Source organism: Shouchella oshimensis (genome assembly GCF_002019765.1).
Lineage (GTDB): Bacteria > Bacillota > Bacilli > Bacillales > Bacillaceae_D > Shouchella > Shouchella oshimensis.
Window position 1 is genome coordinate 2181389 of the sequence record NZ_KV917380.1, and the last position, 18395, is coordinate 2199783.

Below are 18395 nucleotides of genomic sequence, written 5' to 3' on the forward strand. Positions count from 1 at the left end.
GCATAGTATGTGCATGCCCTCTCTTCAAGAAAGGAAGGTTTGATGAAATTACTACGCTTTGTTGTGTTGTTAACCTTTACGTGTTTGGTCTTTATGCCGTTTAAGGCACAAGCCTCAGAGTTTAATTTCTCTGTTACGACGATCATCCCTGATAATCAAATCGATTCAAGTAAAACATACTTTCACTTACAACTGGATCCAGGCGCCAAACAAACCGTCGAGATTCTTCTTCGTAATGATACAGACACAGATGTTGTGATTGAACCTGATATCGGCACCGCATCAACAAATGTAAATGGTGTTGTTGAGTATGGAGTTAGTGACCAAGAATGGGACGAGTCACTTTTATTCCCTATGGAAGATTTGGTGACTACCGAAGAAGAGATTGTTGTTCCTGCTAACGGGGAATATACACTACCTCTAGAGATTGCCATGCCAGACGAGTCGTTTGACGGTGTAATGGCTGGTGGAATTACGTTGCAAGAAACCGTTGAGGAAGAGAATAAAGAATCAGCGGAACAAGGTTTATCAATAAATAATCAGTACGCTTACGTTGTTGGGATCGTTTTGCAACAAACCGAAAATCCAATCATACCAGATTTGCTTCTCCATGATGTATATGCAGATCAATTAAATGCTCGAAATGTGATAATGGCGGATATTCAAAACCCTAAACCGATGTATATGAATCAATTGGCTGTTCAAGCAGTCATTAAAAACGATTCGAACCAGATCGTTGTTGAAGCCGAAACAGACGGAATGCAGATGGCGCCAAATTCACGTTTCTCCTATCCAATTTCTCTTGAAGGTCAGCCTCTAGAAGCAGGTGACTATAGGATTGAGTTAACAGCGATTTCAATGGGAGAAGAATGGCATTGGGATGAACCGTTTACGATTGATGAAGAACAAGCACAGGCACTGAATCAAACAGATGTATCGATACCAGCCTCTGACTATACGTGGCTCTATGTTGCACTTGGCATTGCTTTTATTGTGATGGCGTTCTTGCTTATTCTTTATTACCAGCGGAAGAAGCATAAAAAACAACTACATGAAGCAATGGACAAACAACGTGCTTCGGCAAGCTAACATGAGCGAAAGGTTGAAATCATCTCTTATGCTCACTAGTATTGTCCTCCTTCTGGCAATGGGAATTTTGTTACTATGCTCCCCTTTCATTAGAGATTACTTTATTGAGCAGCGAATTGCATCAGCACAGCAACTATTTTCAACTCATTCTTTACCCGATCACGTGAATACGGATTCTGCCATTGACTCAGCAGCTATTGAGCGTCCTACTTTCTTACAAGTCATGCAAGGAGCATTTCAACAAAACGACCTCCCAATCGCTGGTGCGCTATCAATACCAGATGTTCAGTTATCCCTGCCAATTCTTGATAGGTTAACCAATGAGCATCTACTCGCTGGAGCCGCTACGTTAACAAATCAACAACCTATGGGAAGCGGTAACTATGTTCTATTTGGACATCATTTGTCAAAACAAACATTACTATTTGGTCCACTTCTTCACGTTAGGCCTAGCATGGATATTTATATTACAAATAAAACGGAAATGTATCAGTACACTATTGTTGAAACAAACATCATTTCAGAGTATGACACCCAGTATCTTTTGCCAACAGACGAACCTAGTATCACACTCTTCACATGTGATACGAGTAGGCCAACGACAGAGCGATTAATGGTAAGGGCAAAACTCATATCAAAAACAACCTATGAAGAAGGAAAGGAATTCTTTAAATAAATATGACCAAGCTGGTAGAGGGACTATGCGATGTTAATCGATAAACGAATAGACCGGTTAGTTAAGCTGATTTACAAGTTAAGTACGGAAGAGTCCATTCAAAGAAAGACACTGCCTCATGAACTGAATTGTTCGCTACGTACTGTTGATGCCGCTTTATACGAACTAAAGAATGAAATGGAGCGCAAGCATACGGATATGACCATCGAATATGTTGATAGCGAAACCATGTATTTAAAGGGAAAGGATGACGCTTTTTTAAAACAACTGCTTCATCAATACTACATTCAAGATGACATGGTTTGTTTCTTTCTAAGCGTCATTTCAAAAAACACATCCGCTAAGACATTTGTTGAAGAGCAATACATTAGTCGTGCCACGTTTTTTCGGAAGCTTAAACTCTTTAAAAAATGGCTTGAACGATTTCAACTATCGTTTGACTTACGCTCATTAAAAATTCATGGTGATGAACGACAAATTCGCCATTTTTACTTTTCGCTCTTAATCGAAATAACAGGCAAATTGATGTGGCCGTTCTCTTTCCAAAAAACGATGATAGAGAAACGAGTTGAACAAATTATTGAGACTCTTTCGCTACGGTTGTCACCTGTTCAAAAGGAAGCTTATATTTATCATCTCGCTATTCAACACTATCGAATAGAAAACGGATTTTATAGTCCTGGTTATGACATTCCCTTTCCAGCGAATATTAAAGAGAAACTTATGAGTGAGTGTCATTTAATTCTTAACGGAATTCCTGAAGAATACCGAAAAGGAGAAGAAGATTTCTTATTAATGATGATTGTTAATTCACCAAGTCACTATCATCCACTAGAAATTGTTAGGCAAAACATTGAAATTCATCAAAAAACACAGACCGAAGCTTGGTTGTTCACTGTTATGTTCACCGAAAAACTAGGAGCATTGTTTCCAAGCGCATTAAACAAAGAAAATATGAATCATATTAAAGGGCATTTAATACAGCTTTATTGTTATTATGAACATCACGCAACTAATTTTCTTCATTATAAAGACATGATTTATGCGAATGCCATTACGAAACAACACCCTTTATTAAGTAGTATTGTTCATCAGCTTGCAGATGAGACGGAAAACAACGGGTTCAAACGATCACCAACTGCACACACACGCTATTTGCTTATGCTCTATACCTTCGTTGATATTGATAAACTTCAACCGGCATTACGACTTCTTATTTTGTCCAGAGAAGGTCCAATATACGAAGAAACACTAGCAGAAAAGATTATGAGTTACGTCCCGTTTCAGCTAGAAATCTCCACTTCGACGATCCAGAATAAAAACGTTAGTGAAGAGGGCTATTCCCTCATTTTAACAGATATGCCTTTTGTAAGAGGTTCCACTGATAATATTTTATATATGCACTCCCCTCCTACTGATGGGGACTGGCGAAGAATTTACGATCGCTGTGCGAGTGCATACTGGTATCGGTTAAACGCAAACAAACAGCTTCCCTCTGTAATGACGAGGAGATAAGCTGTTTGCGTTTTTAAAAGGCTATTTTTTGAACGTAACGCGCTCCACTTCTTTGTTTATAAACAGGGATGACTCAGGTGGAGTGGTTTTAGCTATTTGTTTCCCTTCTTTAAAAGAGTGCGTCACAGTCGCTTGTTTTCGTATGGTTTCATACTCATTTTCTGCATCAACAACAATGAAGTTAGCAGTATTCCCTTCAACAACTCCGTAATCATCATGGATGTGGAGGGTTTTGGCGCTGTTGTGCGTAATAAAGTCGATGGATTGTACAATTTCCTCGTAGCCCATTAGCTGACCAGCGTGAATACCCATATGAAGCACCTGTAGCATATTTCCTGTTCCAAGTGGGTACCAAGGGTCAAAAATATCATCATGCCCAAAACAAACGGTTAAACCTGCTTCTTTTAATTCTTTTATACGAGTTAATCCTCTTCGCTTAGGATAGGTATCAAACCGACCTTGTAGATGGATATTTACTAACGGGTTTGAGACAAAATTAATATTGGCCATCTTTAATAATCGAAATAATTTAGAAGTATATGCATCATTGTAGGAACCCATTGCTGTTGTATGGCTAGCTGTTGTTTTTTCGCCAAGTCCTCTTTCATACGCTTCTTTAGCCACAACTTCTACAAAGCGTGATTGCTCATCATCAATTTCATCACAATGGATGTCAATCAGTCGGTCATATTTTTCAGCTAAATCAAATGCATGTTTCATTGATTCTACGCCATATTCCCTCGTAAATTCAAAATGAGGAATTCCGCCTACAACATCTGCTCCCATTTTTAGTGCTTCCTCTACTAATTCCTTCCCATTCGGGAACGAAAGAAGCCCCTCTTGAGGAAACGCAACAAGTTGAAGCGTGACAGAAGAGGCCATTTCTTCTTTTACTTCGAGCAATGCCTTTAGTGCTGTTAAATTTGGGTCCGTCACATCAACATGAGTTCGCACGTATTGAATCCCTTGAGCTACTTGCCATTTTAATGCTTTTTTGGCACGCTCTTTCACATCTTCATGAGTGAGAGACTCCTTTCGCTCTGACCAACGTTGAATCCCTTCAAACAACGTTCCGCTAACATTCCAAGCAGGTTCACCCGCTGTCATTGTTGTGTCTAAATGAATGTGCGGTTCAATAAATGGTGGTAAGATAAGCGAACCAGCAACATCAAGAACCTCTCTGTTTTCTACTTGGATTGGCTCTTGAGTAATTCGATGAAATTTCCCATCTTGAATGTCAATTTGCCAGCGTCCACTTCTATTGCGCAATGTTGCGTTTTGAATAATCATGTGTCATCACCAGTTCCTTTTTCTTTTTTACTGTGTTCATTACAGTTGTACAAACAATGTATACAATCATTGTACCAATTAACGCGTTTAATGGGATAATGCCAGGAGCTAGCTGGGCAATGGTGACACCTATTGCCCAAGAAACAATAGCAATCCAATTAACAGCTCTCACTTTCATCTCAGCAAGTATTGGGTAATGTCGCTTATGAATAAAGAAGTAATCGGCTATTATAATCGCACCAATGGATGGAATAGCCACACCAAGAATGGTGAGAAAGCCAACGAAATTGTTGTACATCCACATAGCCAACACTGTTCCAATAACACCATTCAAAATAACAAAGAATTTTTTCGGCAGTTTCGTTATATGGGCAAACCCTAACCCAGATGCATATAAGGCGTTATCATTCGTCGTCCAAATATTTAAACCTAGTACAAGTATGGCTGGAATCATTAACCCTTGTAAAAACATGACTTCAGATACCTCTGCAAGACCATAGACCATTGCGCCAACTGCACCAAATAAAAACATAAGTGAGTTCCCTAGAAAAAACGCAATCGTTGTAGCGCTAACGGCTTGCTTGGCTGTTTTAGCAAAGCGAGCAAAGTCTGGTGTTAACGTCCCTCCACTTATAAAAGAACCGATACAAATCGCCAATGCAGCTGAAATGGCCATTGTTGCTGTAGGTTCATAGGCAAACAATGTTTGCACACCTCCAGCATCTTGAACACCTTGTGTAACTGAATAGCCCCCTAGAATTGCAATTGCGGGTACCGCTACAAAGCCTAAGACAACAAGTGCTTTTATCCCGAAAATCGCTGAAGCCGTCATTGCTAAGCCAAATGTAAAAATAAGTACGTAGACGTTCCAATTCAACACCTGGGCTACAGGAACCGCGAACATGGCAACGCCAACACCAAACCACCCTACTTGGGTAAAGGCTAAGAGAAACGACGGCAAGTAAGACCCTTTTTCACCAAATGCATGCTTTGCTAATAAGTGGGTGGAAAGGCCTGTTTTAGCAGCGATGTATGCCAGCGCGCCTGTATATAATCCAAGTAATAAATTTCCACCTAATACGACTACGATAAACTGGGAGAAGGTCAAGCTGATGCCAAGTTGTCCGCCTGCCAACATACTTGCCGAAAAAAACGTGAAACCTAGCATGACAGCCAATGTTTTAAGAAAATGCTTTCGCTCTGTCTTTGGAACCTCTTGCCATGAAAACTCTTGATCTTGCTTTTCCATTGTTCTAACCTCCAAGTTTTCTGATACCAAAGCAGAAAAAAAGGCTAATTGTCACGTAACTGACAATTAGCCTTTTTGGTCGTGAAAGCGCCTATGCTTAAAACGCTTCGACGAACTTATACGTCCCCATAATGGGAACGCACATCCGCTGTCCTTGTCAGCCTCTCTGGACTGGTTTAAAGGTACCATCATTAAATTAGCTTTATTATTACAAAATACGACTCATTTCGTCAAGGTTTTATTTTCAAAGGTTAGCTCTGCTTACTTGTGATGCGATACTAGTAGACTTAGATTTACTGCTTAAAATGTTCATAAAGCGTTATTCGTAGTTTTATGTTGGAGCCGGTACAAAATCAGACATTGTCTGAAATATTGCTAATATCTTCAATGATTTAATAGCGATTCTGAACTTAATTGGACTCCTTCTCTTATCAGGTGTCATCGTTAGTGTAACAAAAAAATTTAGAGAAATTCGATAGCAAGAAAAACAACAAAAAGCCAGTTAAACAGAAAACTGCTCCCAATCTACAATTTGGTAATGAGCGCAGTTTTTTATGATGGTAATGTAAGAAAGATGCTTTTATAGATGAAGATCCATTACGTACTCTTGCATTTCAGTATGATAATAAGCAATAGAATATTCTACGAGTTGCTCGTCTAAGTCATAGGTATGGCGAGTCCTTTTCAGTAAAGGTGTCTCGTTTATACCTAAAGAGCTGTAAACGTCTTCACTTGCTATCCCAACCCCAAATGTGTCTTGGAACCGATTAAATGAAACCCCTACTCCTCTTAACAAGGTATATAAAGATCCTTCGTATTCAGCAGCTACATCTGGGAGTGTAAAAGAAACGGGAATGTAGTGAACAAACACAATATATGGTTTGTTATCCAAATAGTAAAGCCGTTGAATACGGCGAAACTGCCCTTTCATGTGCGCCAATTCCAATGGTGGCTCAACAACGGTAATTCCGATAACGTCTTTTTTGATTTGTTTTCCTTCTTGTTTCAAATAAGCAGAAAAAGGCTGACCAGTCGAAAGTTTTATAAATGCTCGATTATCAAGAACCGTGGTACCAACCCCACTTTGCTTCTGTACATATCCTTCTTGTGCAAGTTGCTCCATAGCTTTTCGAACAGTAATTTTACTTACTTGAAATTCTTCCTCTAAAAAAGACTCTGACGGCATTAAAGTTCGTACTGGATAGATACCATCTTGAATGCGTTCTTTTAAAATCTCTTTTACTTGTGCATACAATGGTCCTTTTTTCTTAACTAGCTTCATGGTCACTACCTTTCTACGTCAACCTGTTGATTCTGTCGACATTTCTCTATTGCAGATCGTGTTGTAATCGGGGAATCTCCGTACGTTGTATGTGCAAGCACACCAGCAGCAGTTGCCCATTCGATTATGTCCTTGGAAGATTTCCCCTCGTACATAGCAGCTAAAAAACCACTAAAAAATCCATCCCCACTGCCTATACGATCCAGTATGGCAACGGAGTGTTCTGTTGAAAAGTCTACCTGCCCCTCTTGAACTAGAAAACCTTGTATCGTAGGAGCAGAAGCATTTGTTTCACGAAGTGTACCGGCAATAGCAGCTATCGAATAGGTTTGTGCTACTTTTGGTAATAAAGCTTCCACTTGATCTTTTCGCTGAGTGGCACCTGTCTCCATGCCAAGTATGGACATCGCATCCTTTTCAGTCATTGAGACGTAATCTGCTAATGCTAGCATTCGTTCATACACTGGCCGTGCTTCCTCGTAACCGCCTTTCCATAGCTTCGGGCGAAAGTTACAATCGAAGGACAATGTTAAGCCAAGAGCCTTCGCTTTTTCTGCGACATGTAGCGTTACCTCCCGAATTTGTTCATTTATCGCGAGACTAATGCCACAAAAATGAATATGTGTCCCTGAGCGTAAGTACTCAATGGAATAGTGAGACTCTAGTGATTGACAAAAAGCGCTTTCTGAACGATTGCTGTACGTCACTTCAGAGATTCTAGTACCAAAGCCTTTCTCAAGTACATACATTCCAATGTAATCACCATTGAACGAAACCGCACTTGTGCCTACACCTAGTGAACGAATGTATGATGCTGCTGCGTAGCCAAGACTATTATCTGGCAAGGTGGTCATCAATTCAGTTTGGTAACCAAGATGGCTTAACCCACTTAATACATTGACGCTCGTTCCTGAAAAAGCAAAGTCCAAGCTTCTTGTCTGCGCTACCGTTCGATAATTTGGTGCTTCTAACCGCATCATCACTTCTCCAAAAGCAAGTATTTTCGCTTTCAATCTATACCGTCCTCCCATAAAACGTATCTACTACTTGTTTCATCTTTTCAAAGAGCGTTTCAACGTGCGCCACATTTGTTTGGTTAGTCTGAGAATCAATAATAGACGAATACACATGTGGAATCACTTTCTTTACCCCGGCATCAAGAGCTATACGAATCAGCTCCTCCACGTTTGTTAAATCGATCCCGCCAGTAGGCTCTAAAGCAAATGATGCTTCTGCACAAGCTCTCGCCACAGCTTTATACTCTTCAATGGTCTCTAAACCGTTCATTGGAAAAAATTTAACCGATTGGGCACCCATATCTTGAAGCATCGCGATTGCTGTCTCGATTGGTATTATGGCTGGCGTCACTTGTGCACTTAATGGACCAGTGGAGACATGAACCAGACCAGGCGTTCCACTTGGTGAGACTAATCCGTTTAGCATCGTTGTTTCATTGTCTAAAGCCAATCGCGTATAGCCCACGCCTGTAAACACTTGATTCACATGTTTTGGCTTAAAAGAACGCACTATATCGGCAACAACTTTCCATTGATGAGGGTCGCCAGCACCTAGTCCGACGGAAACAGCATTATTAAGGATATCTCCATATCGAACTAAATCTTGCACCGCTTCTTTAACAGAAGAGTAGTTTTTCGATAAAACGCCTATCAATACGTAACCTTTAGCGGCATGATAACACGCCTCTGCGTTGTCTATATCACTTGCTAATACATTCAAACAAACCCGATCTCGGTAAAAATTAGACATAATTACTCCCCCAATAGCGTATTTATACGATCTCGAATGATGTCTGTATCTCCATGCAGTAAAGGACGTGGATCCAAATCAATATGACCTTCATTCGCATGATAATCCCTTGTATAAATTGGGATTGGACCTGTTTTTAAAGCATCGACAAGTTCTAACGCACTTAACTTAGCTTTTGTTGGATTAATAAACAATCGTAGTCTCGTTATTGGCCGACCAGAGGGATCATCAATAAATTGGACGCTAACACCTGGTAAAGAATCAAACGAATGTAACTCTTGTAAAACGTCACGTTGTATCTCGATTGACATCGTGTTTGTACCATATGCTTCTAGTGCTGCTAATAATCCGAATACCGTTTCCTTCCCCACCTTCATTGCTCGCCCAATAAACGAGCGATGTTGTTTGGCATATGAAAGAAAAGGTTCTTTACCAGCTAGGATACCGCACGATGGCCCTTCAATTGCTTTTGATCCGCTAAAAACGACAAGATCGCAACGATCCGCAAATTGATCAATGCCATCTTCTGCCGCAGCATCGACAAGAAATGGAATTTGATTCTGAATGCATACTTGCTGGACCTCGCTAATTGTTGGCATATTTTTCTGAACACAGTGATGCGATTGTACGAACAAAACGGCAACGGTTCGCTCTGTTATAGCTTGTTCTATAAGAGATGCTCTACACCCATTTGCATAACCCACTTCTTTTACTTCCGCACCGGCTAATGAAATCATTGTCTCAATCGGTGCACCATAATCCACATTATGACCTTTCATTAAAATGACTTCACTCTTTCGTTCAGAAGCAACTTTATGAAGGTGCTCAACCGCATAACGATTTTCTTTTGTAATAAGACCTGCAATGGCAAGGGTTATCGCTGCTGATGCAGAATTTGTTATCATCGCATCTTCAGTACGACAATAACCGGCAATCATTTTCCCTGATTGTTCATATAAGTCTGCCATTTCAAAGTAATGCTTGCCGCCATAGCTCATCGCTTCAACTACTTGGTTAGAGAGTGTAGACACACCTAAAATCGTCATTCGACCACTTGCATTCACTGCCTTCTTCAAACGTTGTTCAAAGTTCAATGTATGTCCCCCCTATATAAACGGCTAATGGCTTTATACGATAGGTTGTTTGGCGTACAGCGCCGTGTGAATCAATCCATGAATAGGAACGGCCGTGCTCTAGTTTAAATAGCGTGAGGTCCGCGTTTGCACCAACTTTTATGGTTCCAATATCAGTTCGACCAATTAAGCGCGCAGGAGCTTCTGTCACTGCTTGAATGACTGTTTCCAAAGAACAGCCTAACGCTAAGCACTTTGTTAGCGTACTCGCCATATCGTAAACAGGGCCATGCCGTTGGTTTCGTTCGTAAATATCTGTACTAATGGTGTCAAAATGTACATGTTCCTTTAACGCTTGTTCTGCCACTTCGAAAGAGAAACTTTCTGTACCATGCCCAACATCAAGCGCTACTCCTCGCTCCCTTGCTTCTTGCAAAGAGAGGAGCGGTTTTCCGTCCTCCCTAAATAAGTTATTTGCTTTTCCGTTATAACAATGGGTGATAATATCTCCTTGCTTCAATTCATTGAGGATTGAATCAATGTTTGGGGGAGCACTACCGATATGTACCATCAACGGCTTCTGTTGTTGAACCGCTTTTGCCAGCAGAAGTGGTTGAATATCATTCGTCCCAACTACACTGGCGCTCATGCGTGCTTTCAGTCCAACAATAAAGCTTGGGTAGCTTTCCAAAGCGTGTTCAATGGCAGGTGCTGAAATAAAAGACAAATCACTCAACTCATCCATCCTAGATAAACCGACACTCGAGATGTTTAAAAAAGCAAAGATTCTCGTCAGGTTTTTCGTTGCAAGTCTATAGAATGAATCGATCTGATCAGATCCACATGTCCCAGCATCCACTACAGTTGTAACGCCGGTTTTATACCCTATCTCGTCAGGCTCTGCACAATAGGGTGGAAAACCCGGAAACGCATGGGTATGAAGGTCTATCCAACCGCTTGACATGTACACATCTTCCTCGAAAGATACCTCTTCTCCTTCACCAGCATACTCATCAACAATCGCCATAAATTTCCCATTCTCGATTACTATATCTTTTGGTTTACCGGTAACAAACCTCGCTTTGCGGATTATCTGTTTCATTATTCACTCCCCTCAACTGCTGTGCGTGTATGTAAAAAACCAATCTACTAGTCAGTATAAAGAAAAGATTCTGCAAAGTAAATAACATTATAATGTATACAAAATTCCAGCAAAATATCCACAGATCACTTTCGTTAATGTTCGCTTTTTTACGTGTTAAAAGGTGAATCATTAGCTTAATTTAAAAAAAATAACTCATAACCGAACATTCATGTTGCATAACGGGATAATCTTATGTACAATAACCATACAACAAGATTTCATATAAAGGTGATGAGATGAATTTAGCTAGTAATGATGCAAAGAAACTTCTTGCTCAGCTTTATAATGATGTATCAAGAGAGTTGTTTGGCGTTGGTACGACGCTTCTAAAAGTAACCGTTGCGAATCAAATGGTTACCATTCAAGCAAAACATAAGCGTGCAATCCGTTCGATGGCACTTGCTGGTGAAGTTCCTTCTTTAAAATTAGAGGTTGATTTTCATCTTTCTCTTCTTTATAAGCGAAAACTTACCGAACAGCTTGATAATCATTTCCCGGAAGCTATTGATGTGGTTTTACGGGATTACGATGCTCATACACAATGGGCTGTAACGAATATCCTGTTTCATCACCCTATATTGGATTAGATGTACAAATTGGACATGTTCTGGTTTGAGATCTAAACGAAGATGAATGACTGCTTTTCTGCGTGTTTACACTAGGAAGATGCGTCTGTAGATTGAGCGATAACGCTACTACAGGTGTGTCTTCCTTTTTTCATTGATAAAACAAAACCATTGGAGGAACAAATGATGAAAAAAAGTATCACTGTCACTTTAGGTATGGCGGCTATTACGGCTTTAGTAGGATGTGGCCAATCAGGATCTGACCCAAGCGAGGCACCTACAGATTTAGTCATTTCGACGTGGGGATTCGCGGAAGATTTCTTTAATGAAGAAGTATATGCACCATTTGAAGAAGAGCACAATGTAAACATTGTTGTAGATATTGGAAACAATGCAGAGCGATTAAATCGCATCCGACAAGGCACAGCCACTATTGATGTCATTTACCTATCTGATTATTACGCACAACAAGGGATTGATGAAGGCCTTTTTGCAAACATTGACCGTAGCCGAATCCCTGCTATTGAAGATCTTTATGATCTAGCTCAAGCTCCTCTTGGTGAAGAATATGGTCCAGCGTATACCGTCGGACAATTTGGTATTGCCTATAACCCTGATGAAGTGGAATCACCGATCACAAGTTGGTCTGATTTATGGGATGAAGGATTGGCGAACAATATAACATTACCAAATATTACAGCAACTACTGGACCAATGTTTTTAGATGCGGCCTCTATCGTTGCTGGAGAAGAAACGTTTAATGAAGATGCGGCTTTTGATCAATTAAATACACTTAAAGGAAATGTTGTGAAAGAATACGATCGAACATCAGATTTCGTGAATATGTTTTCACAAGGAGAGATTGTGGCGGGTCCTTTTATGGAAATGTATTTAAAAGATTTACTTGCAGCGGTTCCAGGAACGGAGTTTGTTACACCATCTGAAGGCGCTTATGCAGTGTTAAACACAGTAAATGTTGTTGAAGGAAGTAATAATAAAGAACTTGCAGAAGAATTTATTAATTGGCATTTAAGTAAAGAGGTGCAAGAAGCTTCAGCAAAAGCAAAAATCGATTCCCCTGTTAATAAACTAGTTGAGCTCTCTTCGGAAGAAGCTGAAGGTATTACGTATGGAGAAGACACTATTAATGAATTAAAACTACTTGATATGGAATTTGTCAATGAACAATCGGCTCAGTGGATCGATCGTTGGAATAGAGAAATTGCGAATTAAGGAGACTTTTTCATGAAACAAAAACTTTTACTTGATGTAGATACAGGCATTGATGATGCTCTTGGAATCCTACTCGCTGCAAATGATAAAGACACTGAACTGCTCGGAATTACAACAGTAAATGGTAACGTTTCGCTCCAACAAGCGACAACGAATACATTAAACGTCCTTGCATTGATTGAACATTCGTGCCCGGTTGTAAAAGGAGCGGAAACGCCCCTTTTACGTCCTCCCCACTTCGAAAAGTCTGTGCATGGCGAAAATGGGCTTGGTGGTGCGCTACAAGATGTTGAGCCTAGCACTTTGCCAAGTCCTGGCTTTGCACCTGACTTCATGATTGAACAAGCACGTCGCTATCCTGGAGAAGTCACTTTTGTCATGACTGGCCCTTTAACAAACTTAGCGCTAGCAGTCAAAAAATGTCCTGATCTACCGCAACTCTTACAAAAAGTAGTGTACATGGGTGGAGCAGCGTTTACGTATGGCAATATCACCCCTGCTTCTGAATACAACATGTATGTTGATCCAGAAGCAGCTCGCATTGTCCTTCAAGCAGGCTTTCCATCTTTAACGCAAATCGGTCTAGATGTTACACGACAGGCATTGCTTACGAATGCTCACATCGATTCACTTCAGACATCAAACGTGAAACATTTTGTAAAAACATCTACTGCGCATTATATCAAACGATATGAACAGCGAAATGGTGTAGCAGCCTGTGCACTTCATGATCCACTTGCCGTCGCGTACGCCATTCGACCGGATCTTTGTGAAACCCAGTTGCTTTATACAGATATTGAAACGTCAAGTCGGTTGTGTGATGGTCAGACGATTTGTGACTTACAAGATCGTCTGCAGGAAAAACCGAACGTTCACATAGCATTAAAGGTAGATGTAGACGCATTTATTTCGTACTTTTTAACAACCATTCAACACCATTTACATTAAACCGTTTTGACAAAGAGGTGGCTATATTGAAACAATCTGGACGTTATCTTTTGCTTCTTCCAGGACTATTATTTTTAGCGATTTTTATGCTTGTTCCACTTGTTCTTACAATAAGTTCTACTTTTGTTGAGGATGGAAGCTTTTCAGTATCAGGCTATTTGAATTTTTTGACAGACGCATATTTCTTAGACATTTTATGGACGACACTTTATGTTGCTTTATTAACGACGTTCTGTTGTATCGTGCTTGCGTTCCCAGTAGCTTACTATATTTCTAAAGTAAAAGGATCAAAAAAAGCCCTTCTACTAATGCTCGCAATCTTTCCATTACTTGTTAGTCCAATTGTACGCTCTTTTAGCTGGATGATTATTTTAGGCAGAAATGGACTACTAAATGATTTTCTACAGTCTCTTGGTATGATTCAAGAGCCATTAACCATTCTTTATACACCTGTCGCAGTTGCAATCGGTTTAGTTCATTTATTTTTGCCGCTAATGATTGTCACCCTCGTTGGTGTGATGGAAAACATTGATACGGATTATATACGAGCCGCTGAGAGTTTAGGCGCCTCTAAAACAACAGCCTTTTTAAAAGTAATGTTCCCTCTTTGTATGCCGGGGTTATTAATAGGAAGCACGCTCGTGTTTGTGGGTAGTTTTACAGCATATACAACACCAGCACTTCTTGGTGGTCAGCAGCGTGTCATTTCCACCTTCCTTTATCAAAATGCCATCACTTTGAATGACTGGAATACGGCCGCCATGATTGCGACCATTATGATTGTCCTGACATTCTTTATTACAGGGATCTTTCAAAAACTTGCAACTAAGCTTAACCCAGGAGGATCTTAAAATGAATCAACAGAATCATTTTGCTCTCGGACTCATTACTCTTATTATCTTTCTGTTCTTGCTTGGTCCCCTTGCGATTATTTTTGTCGCATCGTTTGAACCAACTAGTGTATTGCAATTTCCACCGACTGGTTTCTCCCTTGAATGGTACCGGAACATTTTTACGGTGTCTGCGTTTATGGATACGTTTAAACTATCCATGTTCATTAGCTTTCTTGGCAACCTTTGCGCGTTACTATTAGGTATCCCTGCTGCCTATGCCCTTAGCCGTTTTGATTTCCGTGGTAAAGGACTATTAAATGCCATTTTTGTCTCACCTATTTTAATACCGGGAACGGTTTTAGGTTTTACCTTTTTACGTTACTTAATTGTAAGCTACAGCTTACCTCTTGAAGCAGCTCTCTTTATTGGACATACCATTTTAATGCTTCCCTTTATTATTCGGGTTATTGCCTCCAGCATGGCAAATTTTGATTTTTCGATTGAGGAAGCTGCAATGAATTTGGGCTCAAGTCGAATAGGCGCTTTTTTTCGTGTCATTATTCCTAACATCAAATCAGGTATTATAGCCGGCGTATTAATTGCGTTCCTTGAATCGTTTAACAACGTCGATATTTCCGTATTTCTAACAGGTCCAGGGCTTAGTACCTTGCCTATCCAAATGCTGACCTATGTTGAACATTATTTCGATCCAACGGTAGCAGCTATTTCTGTGCTGTTAATGATCTTTACTGCTGTCTTTATGTTTTTAATTGAACGGTTAGTTGGATTGTCTCACTTTACAAAACGCTAAGTTTAAACGATGGAGGATGCACAATGACTTTATTATCATTAGATCAAATTACAGTTGCGTATCAGAAACAACCGATTCTAAAAGACTTTGAGCTTTCAATTGAAAAAGGCCAGCTCATTTCGTTGCTAGGTCCAAGTGGTTGCGGTAAAACAACGACACTGCGTCTTATTGCAGGTTTTATTGAAGCAAATTCAGGTAGATTTACTTTTAAAGATCAAGATTATACAAAAGTACCTGTCTCCAAACGTAATTTTGGATTCGTCTTTCAAAATTACGCACTATTTCCCCACCTATCCGTTTTTGATAACATCGCCTTTGGGTTAAAATTACGCAAACAATCAAAACAAGAGATCGAAAAGCGTGTGAAACAAGTTCTTGAAGTTGTTAACTTAATCGGTTTTGAATACCGTTTTCCTAAAGAATTATCTGGTGGTCAAAGACAACGTGTTGCAATCGCTCGCGCCCTCGTTATTGAGCCTGATTTGTTATTATTTGATGAACCACTCAGTAATTTAGATGCGAATTTACGAGAAAGCATGCGTGTTGAAATTAGACGAATACAACAAGAATTAGGAATCACAACCGTTTACGTGTCTCATGATCAAGAAGAATGTTTTTCGATATCCGATCAAGTTGCCATTATGAACAACGGCGTTATTGAACAATTGCATACACCAGCTCATATTTATCGTTTTCCCAAAACCCAGTTTGTTGCTGAATTTATTGGTTTTAAGAATTTCATTCACTTTTCTAATCGTTCAGATCTAGGTAGCAAGCTTCTCTTAACTGCTGGGAGTCATTCATTTCATGTAACAAAACATGAACATAGCGAAGCTGGTATGACAGGTGCAATACGTCCAGATGACCTTGAATTACTGCTTGAACCGGCTCCACCTGAGCAAGTCAACTATGTCCCTGGTAGTATTAAGGTTTGTACGTTTTTAGGAAGAAGTTACCAATGTACTGTTGAGACAGCACTCGGCACATTTACAGTGAATGCCGAAATTGGACAGCCACTTGAGATTGGAAGAAACGTTACACTCTATTTTCCAGAAAACAAAATTGTCGTAGTTGAATAAGGAAGCGGTGAAAGAATATGCACATTGAAACCATTGTCACGAATGCCAAGGTTTACAATACTTATACGAAGCAATTTCGTGAAGTTGATTTTGCGATTGATGGAGGACGGTTCGTTGCTATTGGTTCAAAAGATGAGCTAAAGAAGGTTACTGCCAAAACGATAATCGATGCAAAGAAAAGATCTATTATACCCGGATTAATTGATATTCATCTTCATATTGAAAGTTCTATGGTTACACCAGAAACCTTTTCATACGCTTTACTACAAAACGGTGTAACAACAATCGTTCCCGAACCTCATGAAATGGCGAATGTTTTCGGTATCGAAGGTGTCCGAGCAATGATCCAAGCGAGTGATTATTGCACAGTCGATATGTTATATGCCATTCCAAGCTCTGTTCCTGCTACATCACTCGAAACAACAGGCGGAGAAATTGGCATTAAAGAAATGGATGAATTAATGGCTACAGAGCAAATTCAGTGCCTCGGTGAAATAATGAATTTTGTCGATGTCCTTCATGACCAAGATTCAAAAACAAACCAAGTGCTAAACCACTTTCGTAAACACTATCCATCCTTGCCAATTGAAGGCCACGTTCCGAAATTGACCGGTCTTGATCTTGATCAAATTTTACTTTCAGGCATTGGCTCCGACCATACTCATCAAACGGTTGATGGAATGCAAGCACGAATAGAAGCTGGTATGTTCGTTCAAATACAAGAAAAATCCATGACCGATGACGTGCTTGACTATGTAAAGACTCACGATATAAGTGAACATTTTTGTTTTGTTACCGATGATATTATGACAGATGTCTTGTTTGAAAAAGGCCATCTAAATATCCTAGCGGAAAAAGCAGTAAAAGCAGGTATGCGCTATGAAGATGTGATATATGCTTGTACTGCCACGCCAGCAAAGCGAATGAATATGATTGATCGTGGCGCCATTGCGGTTGGAAAAATCGCTGACTTTGCCATCATTGACGAAAACAGCTACTTTTCCTTCTCAGCTGTCTATAAAAATGGTGTTTGTGTGTTTGATGCTCTCTTAAAAGAAAATCAAAAAGTCCGTCCTGATCAATTCCCAGCACATTTCTATAAGAGTGTTCATTTGCCTCATTTAACTGCTGAAGATTTTATCATTAAAGCGGAAAACACGTCAGGAGAACAACTAGTTCGAGTTATGAATGTAAAGGATGGCTCCACATTCACCAAAGAAACTCATGTCCCACTTTCTGTTCAAGACGGTATGCTTGAGTGGGAAAGATCAGATTGTCGTCTGATTGCAACATTTGAACGCCACAAAAAAACAGGTAATCGGGCTCATGGTCTTATCGCTGGTGATATTATTCAAGAAGGTGCCATTGCGACAACCTATTCTCATGATAACCATAACTTACTTGTCATTGGAACAAACGTAGCAGATATGGTGAAAGCAGCTAACATGGTTATTGAAGCACAAGGTGGCTTTTGCGTTACCCATAATAATGATGTAAAAGCGTTTCTCCCCCTTCCAGTTGGTGGCATTTTGTCTGAAGCCCCTCTTGAAGAAGTTGGACGAAATGTAAAACAACTTGTAGAAGCTATGAAGGCTTTAGGTTATAAACATTACAATCCAATCATGTCGGTGTCCACCCTCTCTCTTCCTGTTAGTCCAGCGCTAAAAATAACGGACTTTGGTTTAATTGATGTGAACAAAGGAAAAGTTGTTTCGTTATTTGTTTGATTTTTCATCATTTAATATGGTAAGTGAAATTATAAACGTTCATGTTGTTTACATGAACGTTTATTTTTGTGATTGCTTATCTACATCATAAAATAAAACAAGCCGTCAACACT

At 39.9% G+C, this 18395-nt stretch carries 17 protein-coding genes; 10 read left to right on the forward strand and 7 right to left on the reverse strand.

Annotation, left to right across the window (positions count from 1 at the left end):
- The first annotated feature begins 42 nt into the window (after positions 1 to 42).
- The 3 genes from BK583_RS10960 to BK583_RS10970 are packed head-to-tail and all read left to right on the forward strand — an operon-like array spanning position 43 to position 3280.
- A complete protein-coding gene (locus BK583_RS10960) occupies positions 43 to 1089 on the forward strand; it encodes a WxLIP family cell surface protein (protein WP_055735268.1) in 1047 nt (348 codons plus the stop codon).
- A gap of 13 nt (positions 1090 to 1102) precedes the next feature.
- Positions 1103 to 1765, forward strand: coding sequence for a class A sortase (locus BK583_RS10965; RefSeq protein WP_160319264.1), 663 nt, complete (start codon positions 1103 to 1105; stop codon positions 1763 to 1765).
- A 30-nt stretch (positions 1766 to 1795) separates the two neighbouring features.
- Positions 1796 to 3280, forward strand: a complete 1485-nt coding sequence (locus BK583_RS10970) for an AcpB/EbpR/MafR family transcriptional regulator (RefSeq protein WP_055735266.1) — start codon at positions 1796 to 1798, stop codon at positions 3278 to 3280.
- Positions 3281 to 3301: 21 nt separating this feature from the next.
- Here the strand turns inward: BK583_RS10970 and codA are convergent, their stop codons facing one another.
- From codA to BK583_RS11005, 7 genes are all read right to left on the reverse strand, one after another.
- Positions 3302 to 4570 carry a cytosine deaminase gene (gene codA, locus BK583_RS10975; protein WP_055735265.1) on the reverse strand — a complete coding sequence of 423 codons (1269 nt, stop codon included), beginning with the start codon at positions 4568 to 4570 and terminating at the stop codon, positions 3302 to 3304.
- A complete protein-coding gene (gene codB / locus BK583_RS10980) occupies positions 4539 to 5819 on the reverse strand; it encodes a cytosine permease (protein WP_055735264.1) in 1281 nt (426 codons plus the stop codon). The genes codA and codB overlap by 32 nt, the downstream gene beginning before the upstream one ends.
- 580 nt (positions 5820 to 6399) lie before the next feature.
- Positions 6400 to 7101, reverse strand: a complete 702-nt coding sequence (locus tag BK583_RS10985; protein ID WP_038479779.1) for a GntR family transcriptional regulator — start codon at positions 7099 to 7101, stop codon at positions 6400 to 6402.
- A gap of 5 nt (positions 7102 to 7106) precedes the next feature.
- Positions 7107 to 8114, reverse strand: a complete 1008-nt coding sequence (locus BK583_RS10990; RefSeq protein ID WP_139366186.1) for a sugar kinase — start codon at positions 8112 to 8114, stop codon at positions 7107 to 7109.
- Position 8115: 1 nt separating this feature from the next.
- A complete protein-coding gene (gene dagF, locus BK583_RS10995) occupies positions 8116 to 8868 on the reverse strand; it encodes a 2-dehydro-3-deoxy-phosphogluconate aldolase (protein ID WP_055735262.1) in 753 nt (250 codons plus the stop codon).
- Positions 8869 to 8870: 2 nt separating this feature from the next.
- Entirely contained in the window at positions 8871 to 9962 is a 1092-nt protein-coding gene (locus tag BK583_RS11000) for a DgaE family pyridoxal phosphate-dependent ammonia lyase (RefSeq protein ID WP_236702330.1), read from the reverse strand.
- Positions 9952 to 11043, reverse strand: a complete 1092-nt coding sequence (locus BK583_RS11005) for an amidohydrolase/deacetylase family metallohydrolase (protein ID WP_055735261.1) — start codon at positions 11041 to 11043, stop codon at positions 9952 to 9954. Before BK583_RS11005 ends, BK583_RS11000 begins: the two co-directional genes overlap by 11 nt.
- A gap of 278 nt (positions 11044 to 11321) precedes the next feature.
- Between BK583_RS11005 and BK583_RS11010 the strand changes: the two genes are divergently transcribed.
- The 7 genes from BK583_RS11010 (at position 11322) to BK583_RS11040 (ending at position 18282) form a co-directional block, all read left to right on the forward strand.
- Entirely contained in the window at positions 11322 to 11672 is a 351-nt protein-coding gene (locus tag BK583_RS11010; protein WP_038479767.1) for a hypothetical protein, read from the forward strand.
- 165 nt (positions 11673 to 11837) lie between these two features.
- Complete coding sequence (locus BK583_RS11015; RefSeq protein WP_055735260.1) at positions 11838 to 12884, forward strand: ABC transporter substrate-binding protein; 1047 nt, start codon at positions 11838 to 11840, stop codon at positions 12882 to 12884.
- Positions 12885 to 12896: 12 nt separating this feature from the next.
- On the forward strand, positions 12897 to 13832 hold the full coding sequence (locus BK583_RS11020) for a nucleoside hydrolase (protein ID WP_055735259.1): 936 nt from the start codon (positions 12897 to 12899) through the stop codon (positions 13830 to 13832).
- A gap of 26 nt (positions 13833 to 13858) precedes the next feature.
- Positions 13859 to 14683 (forward strand): ABC transporter permease, encoded by an 825-nt coding sequence (locus BK583_RS11025; RefSeq protein ID WP_038479758.1) that lies wholly within the window; start codon positions 13859 to 13861, stop codon positions 14681 to 14683.
- A 1-nt stretch (position 14684) separates the two neighbouring features.
- On the forward strand, positions 14685 to 15476 hold the full coding sequence (locus tag BK583_RS11030; RefSeq protein ID WP_038479755.1) for an ABC transporter permease: 792 nt from the start codon (positions 14685 to 14687) through the stop codon (positions 15474 to 15476).
- A gap of 23 nt (positions 15477 to 15499) precedes the next feature.
- Complete coding sequence (locus BK583_RS11035; RefSeq protein ID WP_055735258.1) at positions 15500 to 16555, forward strand: ABC transporter ATP-binding protein; 1056 nt, start codon at positions 15500 to 15502, stop codon at positions 16553 to 16555.
- A gap of 17 nt (positions 16556 to 16572) precedes the next feature.
- On the forward strand, positions 16573 to 18282 hold the full coding sequence (locus BK583_RS11040) for an adenine deaminase C-terminal domain-containing protein (protein WP_055735257.1): 1710 nt from the start codon (positions 16573 to 16575) through the stop codon (positions 18280 to 18282).
- Positions 18283 to 18395 lie beyond the last annotated feature (113 nt).

What these genes read in the sequence shown, in the direction of transcription:
- BK583_RS11035 (WP_055735258.1), top strand. Translation starts at nt 15,500, where the DNA reads ATGACTTTATTATCATTAGATCAAATTACAGTTGCGTATCAGAAACAA.
- BK583_RS11005 (WP_055735261.1), bottom strand. Translation starts at nt 11,043, where the DNA reads ATGAAACAGATAATCCGCAAAGCGAGGTTTGTTACCGGTAAACCAAAA.
- BK583_RS10970 (WP_055735266.1), top strand. Translation starts at nt 1,796, where the DNA reads ATGTTAATCGATAAACGAATAGACCGGTTAGTTAAGCTGATTTACAAG.
- BK583_RS10985 (WP_038479779.1), bottom strand. Translation starts at nt 7,101, where the DNA reads ATGAAGCTAGTTAAGAAAAAAGGACCATTGTATGCACAAGTAAAAGAG.
- BK583_RS11020 (WP_055735259.1), top strand. Translation starts at nt 12,897, where the DNA reads ATGAAACAAAAACTTTTACTTGATGTAGATACAGGCATTGATGATGCT.
- BK583_RS11010 (WP_038479767.1), top strand. Translation starts at nt 11,322, where the DNA reads ATGAATTTAGCTAGTAATGATGCAAAGAAACTTCTTGCTCAGCTTTAT.
- BK583_RS11040 (WP_055735257.1), top strand. Translation starts at nt 16,573, where the DNA reads ATGCACATTGAAACCATTGTCACGAATGCCAAGGTTTACAATACTTAT.
- BK583_RS11030 (WP_038479755.1), top strand. Translation starts at nt 14,685, where the DNA reads ATGAATCAACAGAATCATTTTGCTCTCGGACTCATTACTCTTATTATC.
- codA (WP_055735265.1), bottom strand. Translation starts at nt 4,570, where the DNA reads ATGATTATTCAAAACGCAACATTGCGCAATAGAAGTGGACGCTGGCAA.
- codB (WP_055735264.1), bottom strand. Translation starts at nt 5,819, where the DNA reads ATGGAAAAGCAAGATCAAGAGTTTTCATGGCAAGAGGTTCCAAAGACA.
- BK583_RS10960 (WP_055735268.1), top strand. Translation starts at nt 43, where the DNA reads ATGAAATTACTACGCTTTGTTGTGTTGTTAACCTTTACGTGTTTGGTC.
- BK583_RS11015 (WP_055735260.1), top strand. Translation starts at nt 11,838, where the DNA reads ATGAAAAAAAGTATCACTGTCACTTTAGGTATGGCGGCTATTACGGCT.
- dagF (WP_055735262.1), bottom strand. Translation starts at nt 8,868, where the DNA reads ATGTCTAATTTTTACCGAGATCGGGTTTGTTTGAATGTATTAGCAAGT.